This window comes from Halosimplex marinum, from assembly GCF_051414075.1.
In the GTDB taxonomy this organism is placed as follows: Archaea; Halobacteriota; Halobacteria; order Halobacteriales; family Haloarculaceae; genus Halosimplex; species Halosimplex marinum.
The window spans coordinates 1,245,467-1,258,853 of sequence record NZ_JBLKNY010000003.1; the positions used below are offsets into that span (position 1 = coordinate 1,245,467).

13 protein-coding genes are annotated in these 13,387 nt (G+C 71.3%); 6 read left to right on the forward strand and 7 right to left on the reverse strand.

What is annotated here, in order from left to right; all coding sequences use genetic code 11:
* Window positions 1-6: 6 nt before the first annotated feature.
* Window positions 7-378, reverse strand: a complete 372-nt coding sequence (locus tag ACMGFI_RS07280; protein WP_436908503.1) for an Ig-like domain-containing protein — start codon at window positions 376-378, stop codon at window positions 7-9.
* Window positions 379-595: 217 nt separating this feature from the next.
* Here ACMGFI_RS07280 and ACMGFI_RS07285 point away from each other — a divergent pair, with 217 nt between their 5' ends.
* The 3 genes from ACMGFI_RS07285 to ACMGFI_RS07295 are packed head-to-tail and all read left to right on the forward strand — an operon-like array spanning window position 596 to window position 3,343.
* Complete coding sequence (locus ACMGFI_RS07285; protein WP_436908504.1) at window positions 596-1,309, forward strand: helix-turn-helix domain-containing protein; 714 nt, start codon at window positions 596-598, stop codon at window positions 1,307-1,309.
* A 37-nt stretch (window positions 1,310-1,346) separates the two neighbouring features.
* The gene (locus tag ACMGFI_RS07290) at window positions 1,347-2,435 is read left to right on the forward strand and encodes an ABC transporter ATP-binding protein (RefSeq protein WP_436908506.1); all 1,089 of its coding nucleotides are present in this window, start codon (window positions 1,347-1,349) and stop codon (window positions 2,433-2,435) included.
* Window positions 2,432-3,343 (forward strand): ABC transporter permease, encoded by a 912-nt coding sequence (locus ACMGFI_RS07295; RefSeq protein ID WP_436908508.1) that lies wholly within the window; start codon window positions 2,432-2,434, stop codon window positions 3,341-3,343. The genes ACMGFI_RS07290 and ACMGFI_RS07295 overlap by 4 nt, the downstream gene beginning before the upstream one ends.
* A gap of 30 nt (window positions 3,344-3,373) precedes the next feature.
* Here the strand turns inward: ACMGFI_RS07295 and ACMGFI_RS07300 are convergent, their stop codons facing one another.
* Entirely contained in the window at window positions 3,374-3,724 is a 351-nt protein-coding gene (locus ACMGFI_RS07300) for a DUF7113 family protein (protein WP_436908510.1), read from the reverse strand.
* 89 nt (window positions 3,725-3,813) lie between these two features.
* Window positions 3,814-4,635 carry an endonuclease/exonuclease/phosphatase family protein gene (locus tag ACMGFI_RS07305; RefSeq protein ID WP_436908511.1) on the reverse strand — a complete coding sequence of 274 codons (822 nt, stop codon included), beginning with the start codon at window positions 4,633-4,635 and terminating at the stop codon, window positions 3,814-3,816.
* Between the two features lie 127 nt (window positions 4,636-4,762).
* On the opposite strand from ACMGFI_RS07305, the gene ACMGFI_RS07310 reads away from it, so the two are divergent.
* The 3 genes from ACMGFI_RS07310 to ACMGFI_RS07320 all read left to right on the forward strand — a co-directional run bounded on the left by ACMGFI_RS07310 (window position 4,763) and on the right by ACMGFI_RS07320 (window position 7,220).
* Window positions 4,763-6,619, forward strand: a complete 1,857-nt coding sequence (locus tag ACMGFI_RS07310) for an ATP-binding protein (RefSeq protein WP_436908513.1) — start codon at window positions 4,763-4,765, stop codon at window positions 6,617-6,619.
* 69 nt (window positions 6,620-6,688) lie between these two features.
* Complete coding sequence (locus ACMGFI_RS07315) at window positions 6,689-6,973, forward strand: type II toxin-antitoxin system HicB family antitoxin (RefSeq protein WP_436908514.1); 285 nt, start codon at window positions 6,689-6,691, stop codon at window positions 6,971-6,973.
* A gap of 1 nt (window position 6,974) precedes the next feature.
* Window positions 6,975-7,220: a type II toxin-antitoxin system HicA family toxin gene (locus tag ACMGFI_RS07320; protein ID WP_436908515.1), complete on the forward strand. Its 246-nt coding sequence runs from the start codon at window positions 6,975-6,977 to the stop codon at window positions 7,218-7,220.
* Window positions 7,221-7,253: 33 nt separating this feature from the next.
* Here the strand turns inward: ACMGFI_RS07320 and ACMGFI_RS07325 are convergent, their stop codons facing one another.
* The 4 genes from ACMGFI_RS07325 to ACMGFI_RS07340 form a co-directional block, all read right to left on the reverse strand.
* Window positions 7,254-9,200: an ATP-binding protein gene (locus ACMGFI_RS07325; RefSeq protein WP_436908516.1), complete on the reverse strand. Its 1,947-nt coding sequence runs from the start codon at window positions 9,198-9,200 to the stop codon at window positions 7,254-7,256.
* The gene (locus tag ACMGFI_RS07330; protein WP_436908517.1) at window positions 9,197-10,258 is read right to left on the reverse strand and encodes a metallophosphoesterase family protein; all 1,062 of its coding nucleotides are present in this window, start codon (window positions 10,256-10,258) and stop codon (window positions 9,197-9,199) included. Before ACMGFI_RS07330 ends, ACMGFI_RS07325 begins: the two co-directional genes overlap by 4 nt.
* A gap of 90 nt (window positions 10,259-10,348) precedes the next feature.
* Window positions 10,349-11,152 carry a TrmB family transcriptional regulator gene (locus tag ACMGFI_RS07335; RefSeq protein WP_436908518.1) on the reverse strand — a complete coding sequence of 268 codons (804 nt, stop codon included), beginning with the start codon at window positions 11,150-11,152 and terminating at the stop codon, window positions 10,349-10,351.
* Window positions 11,153-11,239: 87 nt separating this feature from the next.
* Window positions 11,240-12,868: a DUF255 domain-containing protein gene (locus ACMGFI_RS07340; protein ID WP_436908519.1), complete on the reverse strand. Its 1,629-nt coding sequence runs from the start codon at window positions 12,866-12,868 to the stop codon at window positions 11,240-11,242.
* Window positions 12,869-13,387 lie beyond the last annotated feature (519 nt).

A 13,387-nucleotide genomic window follows, 5' to 3' on the forward strand; every position in this document is an offset into this window, starting at 1 on the left:
GGGCGGTCAGTACAGCCCTTCGGTCAGGCTGACGGTGCCGTTGCCGACCTCGACGCGGATCGTGTGGTCGGGGGCGGAGCTGACCCGGCACTCGGCGGTCACCGCGCGGCGGTTGTCCAGTTCGACGACGACCTCGTACTCCCCGGGCGCGAGGACGTTCTCGACGGCTATCACCTCGCCGGGCTGGCAGTAGTACCGCGACTCGAAGGCCGACTCGTCGCCGCTCCCGCGGACGGTCACGTCGAGGTCGTACCCCCACTCGCTGTCGTAGTTTCGCAGGTGGATGTCCTCGCTGCGGGGAGTCTCGCGGGTCGCGGGGCGGCCGGGACTGCGGTCGGCGAACAGCGGGTCGCCGTCGGAGGGCAGGTTCGCTCGCATATCTCCGCCTTCGGACGGACGTATCAAAGGTCCGCTGAAGGGTTAAACGGCGATTTTACTCGTTCCGTGTGCGATCGGTCGACCGCCGGACCCCGCCCGGATCCCGTCCGGACCGGCGGTCCCGCCGCCGGACGGATCGACCGGCGCTCCGGTCGCCGAACGGATCGACCGTCGCGACGACCGAGCGGTTAACACGTTCGGCGCCCTCCCGGATTCCATGGGACTGATCGCTGAGTTCCGGCTGACCGGCGACGCACTCCCGCTGGTGGACGTGGCGGCGGGCGTGCCGGCGGCGACCGTCGAGTTCGAGTCGATGGCGGCGGCGCCGTCGGGGCCGCCGGAGTTCGTGGTGCGGACGGTCGGCGGCGACCGCGAGACCGTCGAGGACGCCTTCGACGCGGCCGACTCGGTGACCGACCACTCGCTGGTCGTCGCCGACGGCGACACCCGCCGCTACCAGTGTCGCCCCACCGGCGGGCCCCCGGAGGGGCTGGAGACGCTCGCGGACAACAGGTCCATCCCGGACCGGGTGACGGTCGAGCCCGACGGCTGGACCGAGCGCCGGTGGTTCGCCGACCGCGAGGAGTTCGACGCCTTCCGCGAGTTCTGCCGCGCCAACGACTACACCTTCCGCCTCGACCGCCTCGTCGCGGTCGACGGCGAGGACGACCCCGAGGAGCCCGGACCCTTCGGCGCGGTCGACGGCGATTCGGCGCGTCCACCGGGGATGACCGAACCCCAGCGCGAGGCGCTGGTCACCGCCCACGAGATGGGCTACTTCGACGTGCCGCGGACGGCCTCGACCGCCGACGTGGCCGACGAACTCGGGGTCGCCCCCGCCTCCTGCTCCGAGCGACTGCGCCGCGCCCAGGGCCACCTCGTCGCGCAGTTCCGCCGTGCGGACACCAACATAAAACCCCGAATTGATTAGGGCCAGGGCTACGGGCGCGTGGCCGTTACGGACGCCCGTGAGAGAACGGACACCGCGACCGGACGGCGGGACCGCCGGGGACGGCGGCGGGAACGCCATCGAAGCGAGCGGCGTGGAGCTGACCTACGCCGACGGGACCGAGGCCGTCAAGGGGATCGACCTCACAGTACCGGAAGGCGAGTTCTTCGGCTTCCTCGGCCCCAACGGCGCCGGGAAGACGACGACGATCAAGACCTTCGCGACCCTCCTCTCGCCGACCGGCGGCTCCATCACCGTCAACGGCTACGACGTGCGGAGCGAGGCCCGCCGCGTCCGCGAGACTATCGGCTACATGGCCCAGGAGACGAGCGTCGACGAGGAACTCACGGCCCGCGAGAACATCCGCTTCGCCGCGCGGGCCTACGGCGTGCCCAAGAGCGAGCGCGCCGACCGCATCGACGAACTGCTCGACCTGGTGGACCTGGCCGACGTGGGCGACAAACGCGCCGGCGAGTTCTCCGGCGGGATGAAAAAGCGCCTGGACGCCGCGACGGCGCTGGTCCACAGCCCGCCGCTGGTCTTCCTCGACGAGCCGACGACGGGGCTGGACCCCAAAGCGCGAAACCGCCTCTGGGAGTACTTCGAGCGCATCAACGAGCGCGGAACGACCCTCTTCCTGACCACGCAGTACCTGGAGGAGGCCGACCACCTCTGTGACCGCCTCTCGGTCATCCTCGACGGGGAGATCGTCGCGACGGGGTCGCCCACGGAGCTGAAACGGCGCGTCGGCGGGGAGATCCTCGACGTGGAGGTCGAGGACGAGGCGGTCGACGCGTCCGGGGACGGGAGCGCCGACGACGCCCGCGAGCGCGCCGCCGAGATCGCCCGCACCGGCGACGTGTTCGACGCCGACGCGGACGTGACGGTCACCGACGAGGGAATCAGCGTCACCGCCGAGCGGGCCCGCGAGCACGGGACCGACCTGCTCGTCGCGCTCCGGGACGCCGGGATCACGGTGACCGGGTTCAACATCCGCGCGCCGACGCTGGACGACGTGTTCCTCGCGATCACCGGCGAGGAACTCGACTCCGAGGACCGGGCGGCCGACGCCGCCGACGTGACCGGCCCGGAGGTGACGGCCGAATGAGTGGCGATACTCCCGGAAACGACGACAGCGTACGAGCCGACGGCGGCACCGCCCGCCCGTCGGGCGAGCGGCTGTCGGGCAACTCCTTCCTGGGCGACTTCTGGGTGAACTTCGTCCGCTGGAACATCAAGGCGGTGCGCAACCCCTTCGTCGTCGTCGGGTCGCTCGTCCAGCCGATCATCTTCCTCGTCCTGTTCACGCAGGTGTTCGGCCAGGTCGCCACGGGCGCGCTCAGCGGCGGTGCCGCCGGTGGGATCACCTACGAGACGTTCCTGCTGCCGGCCATCGCCATGCAGGTGTCGCTGGCGGCCGCTGCCGGGTCGGGCATCGGCCTCGTCAACGACATGGAGGAGGGCCTCTTCGAGAAGACGCTAGTGATGCCGATGAGCCGCTCGGCGATGTTCCTCGGCAAGACCGCCGCCGAGATCCTCCGCATCGTCGTCCAGATCGCCATCATCCTCGGCCTCGGGACCGTCCTCGGCGCAAACGTCGCTACCGGGTTCGTCGGCGCGGTCGGGATCGTCCTGATCGGGATCCTCTTCTCGCTGTGGTTCATCGCGCTCTCGAACATCTTCGCCGTCGTCACGAAGGACCAGGAGTCGACGATCATCGGCGCGAACCTCCTGCAGTTCCCCCTCCTGTTCGTCTCGACGGCGTTCCTCCCGCTGTCGGCGATGCCCGGCTGGATCCAGACCGTCGCGACGTTCAACCCGATCACCTACGGCGTCGACGCCGCCCGCGCGCTGATGCTCGACCGCGACGTGATGACCGTGATCGAGGTCACCCGCTTCGGCGGGATCTGGGACACGCTCGTCCCCGCGGTGGCCGTCCTGCTCGCGCTCGACCTGTTGCTGGGCGGGATCGCCGTCTACCTGCTCAACCGCGCGTCCTCCTCGGACGTGCAGTAGCGCGACGGACGCCCTCCGGGCTGCCGACCGCTACGGGTCCGGTTGCTCCCTGTCGGGGTTCTCGACGACCTCGATATCCACGTCCTCGCCCCGGAGCCCGAGCCGGGCGAACTGCGTGCGGACGTGTTCCTCGGCCGCTTCTAGCGCGGCGTCGCGGGTTTCGAACCCGCGGGTCGTCGGGGCCTCGAAGGCGACGCGGCGCTCCCGACCGTCGATCCGCTGGACCTGCCCGCCGGACTCCACCTCGTAGAACTCGTCGCAGATCCAGACGTAGGGGGCGCCCTCGTCGGGCGCGCCCTCGAAGGTCGGCGGCCGCTCGCCGCGCTCGTAGAGCGTCCCCGTCAGCGCCGTCCCGCCCGCGTGGCCGCGTACCAGTAGCATATCCGCGACAGTAGGGGGTCGAGCGGCAAAAGCGCGCCGGGCCGGCGTACGCGCCGTGGACTCGCGCCGCCGTCCGGGCGGCGTCCCGCTCACAGCGCCAGGTCGACGACGACGGGCAGGTGGTCGGAGGGGAACCAGCCGTCGCCGACCACGTCGGCGGCGACGCCGTACCCGTCGACCGCCGCGCCGGCGACGAAGACGTGGTCGATCCCCCGGCCGGGCAACAGCGTCTCGAAGTCGGTCCGGGTGGTGTCGGGGCCGTGTGGCGGGTACGGGCTCGCCTCGCGGGCGTCGACCAGCGCCGGTCCGGCCCGGTCCCCCCCGCTGTCCCCGTCGTTACCGTCAACGAGCGCTCGATACGGTTCGTCGCCGGCCACGCAGTTGAAGTCCCCCCCGACGACCACCGGCTCGTCGCCCTCGCGGAGTCGAGTCACCCGCTCGCGGAGCACCCGCGCGCCCTCCGCGCGGGCGCGGGCGCCCTCGTGGTCGAGGTGAGTGTTACAGTACAACAGCGTGTCGCCGCGGTCGCGGTCGCGCAGGCGAGCCCACGTCGCGATCCGCGGGTAGGCGGCGTCCCAGCCGACGCTTCCGGGTTCGTCGGGCGTCGGCGAGAGCCAGAACGTCCCGGCGTCGACCCGCTCGAAGCGATCGGGGCGGTAGCCGACGGGGCAGAACTCCCCCTCGCCCTCGCCGGCTTCCCGGGAGGCACCGACCCACTCGAAGCCGGGCAGCGCCTCGCGCAGGTCGGCGTACTGGCCTGCGAGCGGTTCCTGGAGCCCGACGACGTCGGGGCGGTGAAAGCGGATCGTGCCCGCGACGGCATCGCGTCGGCCCGCCCAGTCGAACCGCCCGTCGTCCGCCACGTCGCGGCGGACGTTGTACGTGAGCACCCGGACCGCGTCGCCGTGCATACCCGCCTCTCCGGCGTCAGGGGTCTTGAGAGTACCGCGACCCGAGTAGCCGGCCAGTCGCTCGACGGCCTCGTCCGCGGGTCGACGGGGGGAAACGCGTTTCACGTCGCAGTACGACGTGGCTGGTATGTCCGATCTCGGGGATTTCACTGACTTCGACGGGAGCGACGAGGACGAGGGCGAGGCGAGCGCGCCCCCGGAAGGCGATTCCGTGGCCGATACCGACGGCTCGGAGCCCGACCCGGCTGGCGTCGACACGTTCGACGCGGGCGAGGCCGACGACGACTTCGAGGCGATGGACGTGACGCCCGCCGGCGAGGACCGCGGCGTCGGCGTCGTCTCGGCGACCGAGGGGCTACGCATCAGCGAGGACGGCGAGGAGACGGAACTGCGGGCGTACGTCACCGTCGAGAACCGCTCGGACGTGCGCATCGGCAAGTACCTGCTGATCCCATACCAGGACGACGAGCGACTCTTCTGCCGGATCACCGCCCTGGAGTACGCCCAGGAGTTCCGCGCCGACGACGCCACCGAGATCCACGCCCGCCGCGCGATGCGGCGGGGCGACATCGACGAACAGGACTTCAAGTTCGTCGCCACGCTCGACCCCGTCGCCGTGCTGTACTCCGAGGACGGCGAACTCAAGCGGCGGATGACCGACCGCGTCCCCAAGCCCGAGACCGTCGTCCGGGAGGCGACCGACAAGTCGGAGATCAAGACCGGCCTCAAGATCCCCGAGGACGGCGTCTTCCTCGGCCACCTCTCCGTGGGGGGCGAGAAGGTGAAGACCGCCGCCGACCCGCCACACATCGACTACCGGCTGAAAGACGACTACGGGGACGGCGACCCGCTCGTCTTCCGGCACACGCTGGTCGCCGGCGGCACCGGGTCCGGCAAGACCCACAGCGCGAAGAACGTCCTCCGGCAGTACCTCGCCGAGGACCGCACCTACCCCGTCGAGGACGGCGACCGGGACGTCTCGCCCGGGCTCGTGATGTTCGACCCGCAGGACGAGTACGCCCAGATGCACGACGACAACCCCGACCTCGACGCCGAGTTCGAACGCCGGCTGGAACGGGAGGGCATCGCCCACGGCGGCGTCGACGACACGGTCGCCTTCATCCCGAAGGTCCAGGGGGCCTCCTACGCGGCCGGCGACCACCGCGCCGAGCAGGTGGAGTTCACCATCCCCTTCTCGATGGTCCAGGACAACCCCTGGCTCATCGCCGGCTCCAGTCTCAACGGCAACCAGTACAACGCCCTCCAGTTGCTCCTGAACCGTTTCTCCCGCGAGTACGGGCCCGACGGGACCTACCAGCAGTTCAAGACGTTCCTCGACGACCCGGCGCTGCGGGAGGAACTCGACGAGACCGGGCGGGTCCACGAGGCGACGTTCAACGCGGTCAAGCGCCGCGCGCTGGGCTTCGACGGCATCTTCGACCAGGACGCCCGCCCGATCACCGACCGCGTCCACGAGTTCGTCCGCGCGGGCGGGGTCTCGGTGGTCCCGACCTACCACATCAACAACTCCCGGACCACGGTGACGGTCGTGCTCGCGCTGGCGGCGCTCATCGTCGACCAGAAACTCTCCAACGACCCCGACTACGAGCGCATCAAGAATACGCCGCTCGTCCTCGGCCTCGACGAGGCCCACAACTTCCTCTCCGAAGTGGACAGCGTCCAGGGCGAGCAGATCATCGGCAAGTTCACCGAGGCCGCCAAACAGGGCCGCAAGGAACGACTGGGCCTGTTTCTCATCACCCAGGACCCGCAGGACATCGCCGACCCCGTGTTCAAGCAGATCAACACGACGGTCGTCCTCAACCTCGGTGACGACGACGCCATCTCGGCGGTGAACATCCCCGCCAACCTGGAGCAGAAGGTGCCCTACATGGAGAAGGGCCAGAAGGTCGTCTACTCGCCGGACAACTCCGAGCCGGTCGAGCTGATCGGCCTGTCGAAGTGTCTGACGAACCACGAGTGACTGGTCGGGGTGCGATCGAGCGCGATCCCGTCCGAACGTTTTTCCGGGATATCGACCTACCCTTTCGTGATGGCGAGGGCGTCACGACCCGGCGAGAACGAGCGGAGCGACGAGGTCCACCTCTGGCGCGAGGGCGATACCTGGATCGCGAAGGACGTGGCGACCGGGGTCGCGAGTCAGGGGGATTCCCGCGGCGAGGCTCTGGAGATGCTCGACGAGGCGGTCGCGCTCCACGAGGGCGAGGCCGGCCGCCCGGTCACCGACGCGGACCTCGAAGACCTCGGTATCGACCCGGACTCGGTCCCCGACGAACCCCGGGAACCCGACGCGCCGTGGTTCGATTCCGGGGAGTAGCGTGTCGCGCTCGACGTTCACCGGCCGAGAGGTCGCCGACGCGCTGGTCGAGATGGGATACGTGCCCGTCGACCGTACCGGGAGTCACCTGGAACTGCGGTACGTCCACCCGGAGACCGGCGAAGTCCGGAACGTGACGGTGCCGATCCACGGGGAGATCGACGGCGGGACGCTCCGGTCGATCGCCGACCAGTGCGGCGCCGAGGAGTTCGACGCGTGGTGCGAGTGGATCGAGGACCTGATCTGAGGGGCGGAGCCGTTCGCCGGCGTGTCGATTCCGTCACAGCGGCGTCAGCTCGGTCACGTCGGCGCCGGCTCGGTCGGCCAGCGCGTCGCGGGCGTCGGGTTTGCAGGTCAGGTACACCACCTGCCAGCCGTCGTCGACGAGGTCGCCGACCACTTCGGCCTGCCGGCGGAGCCGCCCGGGGTCGGCCGACAGGAACGCCTCGTCCATGAGGAAGAAGCCGTCGCGGCCCGCCATGAGCCGGCGGCCGAGCGCGACGCGGACGGCGAGGTACAGCTGGTCGCGCGCCCCGCGGGACAGCTCCGCGGGGGGAAGGCGCTCGCCGCTCGCCAGCTCGACGACGAGCCGGGAGTCGTCGGTCAGCCCCACGTCGACGTAGCGGTCGGCGGTCACCCGCCGGAACACGTCGGCGGCCTCGCCGTCGGCGAACAGCGTCCGCATCTTCTCGGTCTCGGCGTCGGCCATCCGGTCGAGCACCGTCGCCGCGGCCCGCGCGGCGCCCGCGTCGGTCTCGACGGCGTCGACGACCGCTCGAAGCCGGTCGGCCAGGTCTTCGAGCGCACCGAGGTTGGTGACCGTCAGATCCAGCGGCTCGCCGGTGAACGCCTCGAAGCGGACGCCGCCGGCGCGCTCGCCGAACCGCTCCAGCTGCCGGCGGTGCTCGCGGAACTGCTCGCGCAGCTCCTCCTCGCGTTCGCGGGCCGTCTCGGCGCGCTCGCGGGCCGCCTCCAGCTTCTCCTCGGTGAACTCGCGGTCGGCGTCGAAGTCGACCTCGGCGCGCCGCGCGTCGAGGGCGTCTTCGGCCTCGGCGACGACCTCGCGGGGCTCGTCGGCGTCGATGTCGAGCCACTGCCGCAGCACCTCCGTGTTGCCCTGGATGACCTCCGCGTGGTCCTCGTGGTCCTCGCGGTAGTCGGCGACGGCTCCGCGGACCGCCGGCGGGTCGTAGGCGTCGATACCGGCCTCGGCGGCGCGCTCGACGACGGCCTCGCGCTCGCGGTCCAGCCGGGCTATCGCGTTGCTGGCCGACCGATAGGCCGCGAGCGCGACGAGGGCGACGACGCCGAAGGCCGCGGGCCCGGCGGCGACCAGCTGCGGCTCGCGGATCCCCAGCCCGAGCGGCACCGCGCCCGCGACGACACCGGCGGCCAGCGCCGCGAGCGTCGCCCGCCGGTACCACGTCTTCCGCGCCTCCAGTTCGTCCTCGCTGCCGGTCGCCAGGTCGTCCAGGCGCTCTTCGAGTTCGTCGAGGTCGCGCTCGTCGGGCAGTTCGGCCCGCTCGTCGAGGCTGCGCTCCAGCGACCCCTTCGTCTTGACGAGCTGTTCGTAGTCCTCGCGGGCCTTCGCGGCCTCCAGCGCCTCGACCTCGGCCTCGGCCTCCCGGCGCTCGCGGGCGGCCTCGTAGCAGGCCACCTCGACGCCGTCCAGGTCCTCGGCCTCGGCGCGGTCGAGGTACGCCTCCGCGTCGGCGAGCAGGTCGGCGGCCGACTCGCGCTGTTCGGCGGCGTCGTCGTACTGGTCGGACAGCTCCCGGCCCTCGGGGCTCAGCCGGCCGCGTTCGAGGACGCGCTCGCGGACGGTCTCGATGTCGCCGGTCCAGATCCCGACGACGCGGTCGGTCACCCGGCGGTAGAACGCCCGCTCGTCGAGCACGCGGAGGTCGCCGTCGCGGACGACGAACACGTTGCGGAACTCCGCCGGCGTCGGCTCGAAGTTGTACCGCTCGGCGTAGCGGTCCAGCAGCGTCTCGTCGTCCGCGAGTTCGAACCGCTCGTCGTCGCCGTCGAGGGCGACGTACCCCTCCGGGCGCTCGTCGATCCGCGGGTCGGCGACCCGGCGGTCGCCCGTCAGCGACCGCAACAGCGCCTCGACCAGCAGCGTCTTCCCCGACTCGTTGGGGCCGTAGACGACCTGCGCGTCGTCGAGTCGGAGCGTCTCCCGGAGCGGGCCGTAGCGGTCGACGTGGACCTCGCGCAGCTTCACGCGTGTGTCACCTCGCCGGCCGCGAGCAGTTCGGCGAGCGTCCCGACCAGCCGCTCCTCGACCGCCTCGCGGTCCTCGACGCGGTCGAACTCGTCGAGGTCGAGGTCGTCGAGGCGGTCGACGAAGTCGGCGTAGATGGGGTGGTCGAGGGCCGCCGCGACCCCGCGGACCTCGTTGACCACCGTCGCCGGGCCGGCGGCGGCGTGCAGCCGCTCGTCGAACGTCGACTCGTCGAGCTCGGTGAACCCGTCGACCCGGACTTCGAGCTCGCTCCGGTCGGGCTCCTGGCCGTCGACCCACCCCTCGACGCGCTCGATGACGTCGTAGCCGTCGCCGGGGGCGACGGTCGCCGCGAACCGGTCGCGGTAGACGGTGTCGAGCGCGACCGGCTGGACGTTGGCGTCGTCCGTGTCGACGACGACGGCGTGGCGGCGGCCCGTCTCGGCCCACGAGTGGCTGACGGGGGACCCGGGGTAGATGAACAGGCCGCCGTTGGGGAGCTTCCGCTGGTAGAGCTCGCCGTGGACGTGGCCCGCGAGGACGAACTCGTAGCCGAGCTCGCCCAGCGTCTCGGTCTGGACGGGACAGTGGTTCGGTTCGGCCTCGTCGCCGGTCGCGCCGGTGCCGAACCCGGCGTCGAGCGTGCAGTGCAGCAGGAGGACCGCCTCCTCGCTCGCGCGCTCGCGCAGGTCGAAGTACAGTTCCTCGCCCAGCCCGTCGCGGGCGGGGACGCCGACGACCTCGCCGTCACCGGCGGTCGCTACCTCGACGGGATCGGTCGCGAGCGCCCGGAAGTCCGGGCCGAACTCGACGTTGCCGCGGAAGACCTCGGCGTCGTGGTTGCCGGGGACGGCCAGCACGTCGAAGGGGTTGTCGGTGAACCGCTCGCGCAACTCGGGGCGGAGGTCGTCGGCGTCGGCTGCCGACTCGAAGCAGTCGCCGCCGACGGTCAGGGCGTCGACGTCCTCGCGTTCCGCCGCGGCCAGGAGGGCGTCGAGCGCGGCCAGCGACCGCTCGCCGCGCCCGATGTGCAGATCTGCGGTGTGCAGTAGCCGCATGTGTCCCGTCCCGCGGGGCCGAACGACTTAAGGATTGGTTACGCGGTCGACAGAACGCCACATCGACGTAAGCGGTCGCTACCGGCCGATTCAGAGCCGCAACTCGCGGGCCTCCTCCCACCGGGGGGCGAACTCGGCGGCGACGTCGGCCGTAAAGTCGGGGTCTTTCAGGTCGATGACCGCGAGCGTCTCGTCCTCGGTGAGCGGGTGGGGGACCTCGATGCAGACCTCGGTGTCGTCGACGATCTCGAAGGTCCCGGTGACGTTCGCGCTCGTCCGCGTCTCGAAGTTCGCGTGGGGCTGGAGCGCCTCGCGGTAGCGCTCGCCGACCGCCTCGGGGAGCGCGTCGACCATCTCGGGGGTCAGCAGGACCGACACCGACACCCCCCGCTCCAGGGCGTCCTCCAGCGCGGCGGTGACGCGGGCGGCCACGTCGTCGATGTCGAACTGCTGGACCGGGGCGGAGGCGACGACGACGATCCGCTCGTCGGCCGCCGTCAGCCGCTCGACCAGGAGATCCAGCGCCTCCGCGGCGCCGACGCTGGCCGTCCAGAACGGCTCCTCGACCGGTTCGGTCCCGTCGAGTTCGTCCGTCAGGTCGTCGACGATGTCCTCGTACTGCTCGGCCTGCCGTTCGAGCTCCCGTTTCTTGCTGTCCAGCAGCCGGTCCAGGGCCGTGTCGGACTCGACGGCGACGTACTTCTTCGGCCGGCTCGCCGTCTGACTGCGCGCCAGGCTCTGCGTTTCAAGACTGTTGAGCACGTCGTAGATCCGCCCCATCGGCACGTCGCTCGCCCGCGAGAGCTCCTTCGCCGTCGTGGGCCCCGCCTCCAGCAGGGCGCGGTAGGCCCGCGCCTCGTACTCCGAGAGGCCCAGGTCTCTCAGACTCGCCATTATCCCCGTCTCGCCCCGCTCAAACAAAAAACAACGGGTGAGTTTCTACTGGAGCTCTGCCGCCCTTCTCGTCCCGCTCCGCCGCCGTCACCCCGTCAGGACGGTTTCGAGGTCCTCGGGCGTGCTCGCCCGGTCTTCGGGCTCGCTGTCGACGAGGACGACCGCTTCGCCCTCGTCGGCGCGGTCGTCGGCGGGCGCGACGACGGTCTCGTGGTCGGTCAGCCGCAGCGCCGCGCGGTGGAGGTCGCTGCCGGCGTCGGCCCCGACGGCGACCACGCGCGGGTCGCGCAGGCGAGCGACCGCGGAGGCGTAGGTCGCCACCTCGACGCCCATCCGGTCGGTCGCGTCGGCGAACGCCGACAGGGCACTCTCGGCGGCCGCCCGGTAGCGGTCGTCGTCGGTCAGCAGCCACGTCTCGACTAGGGCGTCGGCCACGTCGACGTTCGTGTCCAGCGGGTACAGCGGCCGGTCGAGCAGGCCCGCGCCCTCGGTCGGCCCGTCGCGGAACGCGCCCGATTCGCCCTGCAGTTCGTCGACGGCGTAGTCAGCCACCGCTTCCATCGGTCCCGGCTCGCCCAGTACCGACGCGCTCGTCGTCAGCCCCGAGAGGACCCGCGCCTGCGAAGTCAGCAGTCCCGTCTCGCCCACCGCACCGGTCTCGGGGTCGCCGAAGTGGACGACGGCGCCGTCCTCGCCGACGAATTCGGCGAGCACGTGGTCGCGGGCGCGCTCGGCGTAGCGGCGGGCGCGCTCGTCGTCGGTGTACGCCGCGAGGGTGAGCAGGCCGTCGACGGCGACGCCGTTGTGGCCGGCGAACACCGTCCCGTCGACCGGCGGCGCCTCGCTGTCCTCGCGCTCGGTCGCCTCCTGCCGGTAGTACGAGTCGTCGCCGCCCTGGCTCGCCGCGAAGGCGTCGCCGGTCCACAGGTCCGTCGTCAGGTACTCCACGGTGTCCTCGGCGGTTTCCCGGTAGGCTTCCTCCCCGGTGTAGCGGTAGCCGTGGGCGAAGGCCCGCACCAGGGCGGCGTTCTCGTCGACGAGCTTCTCGCGCTGGGGCGACCCCCAGTCGCGGTCGTGGGCGAACCGGAAGAAGCCGCCGTCGTAGGTGTCCGCGAGCCGGGTGCGGACCGCTTCGAGCGTCCGGGTCGCCTGGTCGCGGGCCCGCACCAGTGCGAACTCGATGGTCCGCGGGAGCGGGAATTTGACATCGGTCCCCCACCCGCCGTACTCCTCGTCGTAGGCCGCGAGCAACTGCTCGACCATGTGCTCCTCGACGCGGGCCGACAGCTCGCCGCCCGGCGGCTCGGCATCGCCCAGTTGCCGCGGGATCGACCCCGCCTCGGCTCCCTTGCCGTCCCAGGTGCGCCGGACGGCGTCGAGGATCTCGCGGAAGCCGTCGATCCCGAGGAAGGTCGCGCCGGTGATGACCTCGCCGTCGGGCGTCGTGAAGACGGTCGAGGGGAACCCGCCCATGTTGTAGCGGTCGCGGACGCGCGGCCGGCGGTCGACGTTGACCCGCACCGGGACGAACCCGTCGTTGACGTTCGCGGCGATGCGGGGCTCGGAGTAGGTCGTCTCGTCCATCTCCCGGCAGTCCTCGCTCCAGGGCGCCCACAGCGACAACAGGACCGGCTTGCCCGCCCGCTCGGCGGTCGCGAAGGCCTCCTCGCCCCACTCGCGCCACTCGACTTTCGTCGCGTCCGCTGAGTCGTCCATACCCCGGATTGGAACTCGCCCCGGTAAGGCTCACTGATCGGACTCGGGCGACGGAATCCGTGGCGCGCGCTGTCGAGCGGTGCGAGGCGCGACTTTGGAGCGCCTCGGTGCGAACGGCTCCGCCGTGAGCGTGCCCGCCTCCTGGCGGGCCGCTCGAAATAGTCGTGCGAGGGATGAGTAACGCAGGAGCGAAGCGACGAGTAACGCAATCGGCTGGGGAGGTTCGTGGCCGTCTGCGGTGCTGTGCGGGGCGGTTACTGTCGCGGTGCTGTGCGGTCGCGGTCCCTGGTGGACTGAAAGGGCGAGGCGCGCTCGCGCCGGGAGTCGCCTGAGCGGGCCACTATCCGCGCGGTGCGAGGCGCCGTGCGCCTCGAAGCGAACGGCTGTGCCGTGAGCGGGCGGTGCGGAGAGCGCGGATATCCCGCTCAGCGACCGCGAGCGCGCCGAGGGCTTTCAACGCTTTCCGTTTACTGCGGCTACGATCACTGCTAGTGAGCGCGCCGAGGGCTTTCAGCGCCT

What these genes read in the sequence shown, in the direction of transcription:
- ACMGFI_RS07295 (WP_436908508.1), top strand. Translation starts at nt 2,432, where the DNA reads ATGAGTGGCGATACTCCCGGAAACGACGACAGCGTACGAGCCGACGGC.
- ACMGFI_RS07310 (WP_436908513.1), top strand. Translation starts at nt 4,763, where the DNA reads ATGTCCGATCTCGGGGATTTCACTGACTTCGACGGGAGCGACGAGGAC.
- ACMGFI_RS07330 (WP_436908517.1), bottom strand. Translation starts at nt 10,258, where the DNA reads ATGCGGCTACTGCACACCGCAGATCTGCACATCGGGCGCGGCGAGCGG.
- ACMGFI_RS07280 (WP_436908503.1), bottom strand. Translation starts at nt 378, where the DNA reads ATGCGAGCGAACCTGCCCTCCGACGGCGACCCGCTGTTCGCCGACCGC.
- ACMGFI_RS07285 (WP_436908504.1), top strand. Translation starts at nt 596, where the DNA reads ATGGGACTGATCGCTGAGTTCCGGCTGACCGGCGACGCACTCCCGCTG.
- ACMGFI_RS07315 (WP_436908514.1), top strand. Translation starts at nt 6,689, where the DNA reads ATGGCGAGGGCGTCACGACCCGGCGAGAACGAGCGGAGCGACGAGGTC.
- ACMGFI_RS07305 (WP_436908511.1), bottom strand. Translation starts at nt 4,635, where the DNA reads ATGCACGGCGACGCGGTCCGGGTGCTCACGTACAACGTCCGCCGCGAC.
- ACMGFI_RS07335 (WP_436908518.1), bottom strand. Translation starts at nt 11,152, where the DNA reads ATGGCGAGTCTGAGAGACCTGGGCCTCTCGGAGTACGAGGCGCGGGCC.
- ACMGFI_RS07300 (WP_436908510.1), bottom strand. Translation starts at nt 3,724, where the DNA reads ATGCTACTGGTACGCGGCCACGCGGGCGGGACGGCGCTGACGGGGACG.
- ACMGFI_RS07340 (WP_436908519.1), bottom strand. Translation starts at nt 12,868, where the DNA reads ATGGACGACTCAGCGGACGCGACGAAAGTCGAGTGGCGCGAGTGGGGC.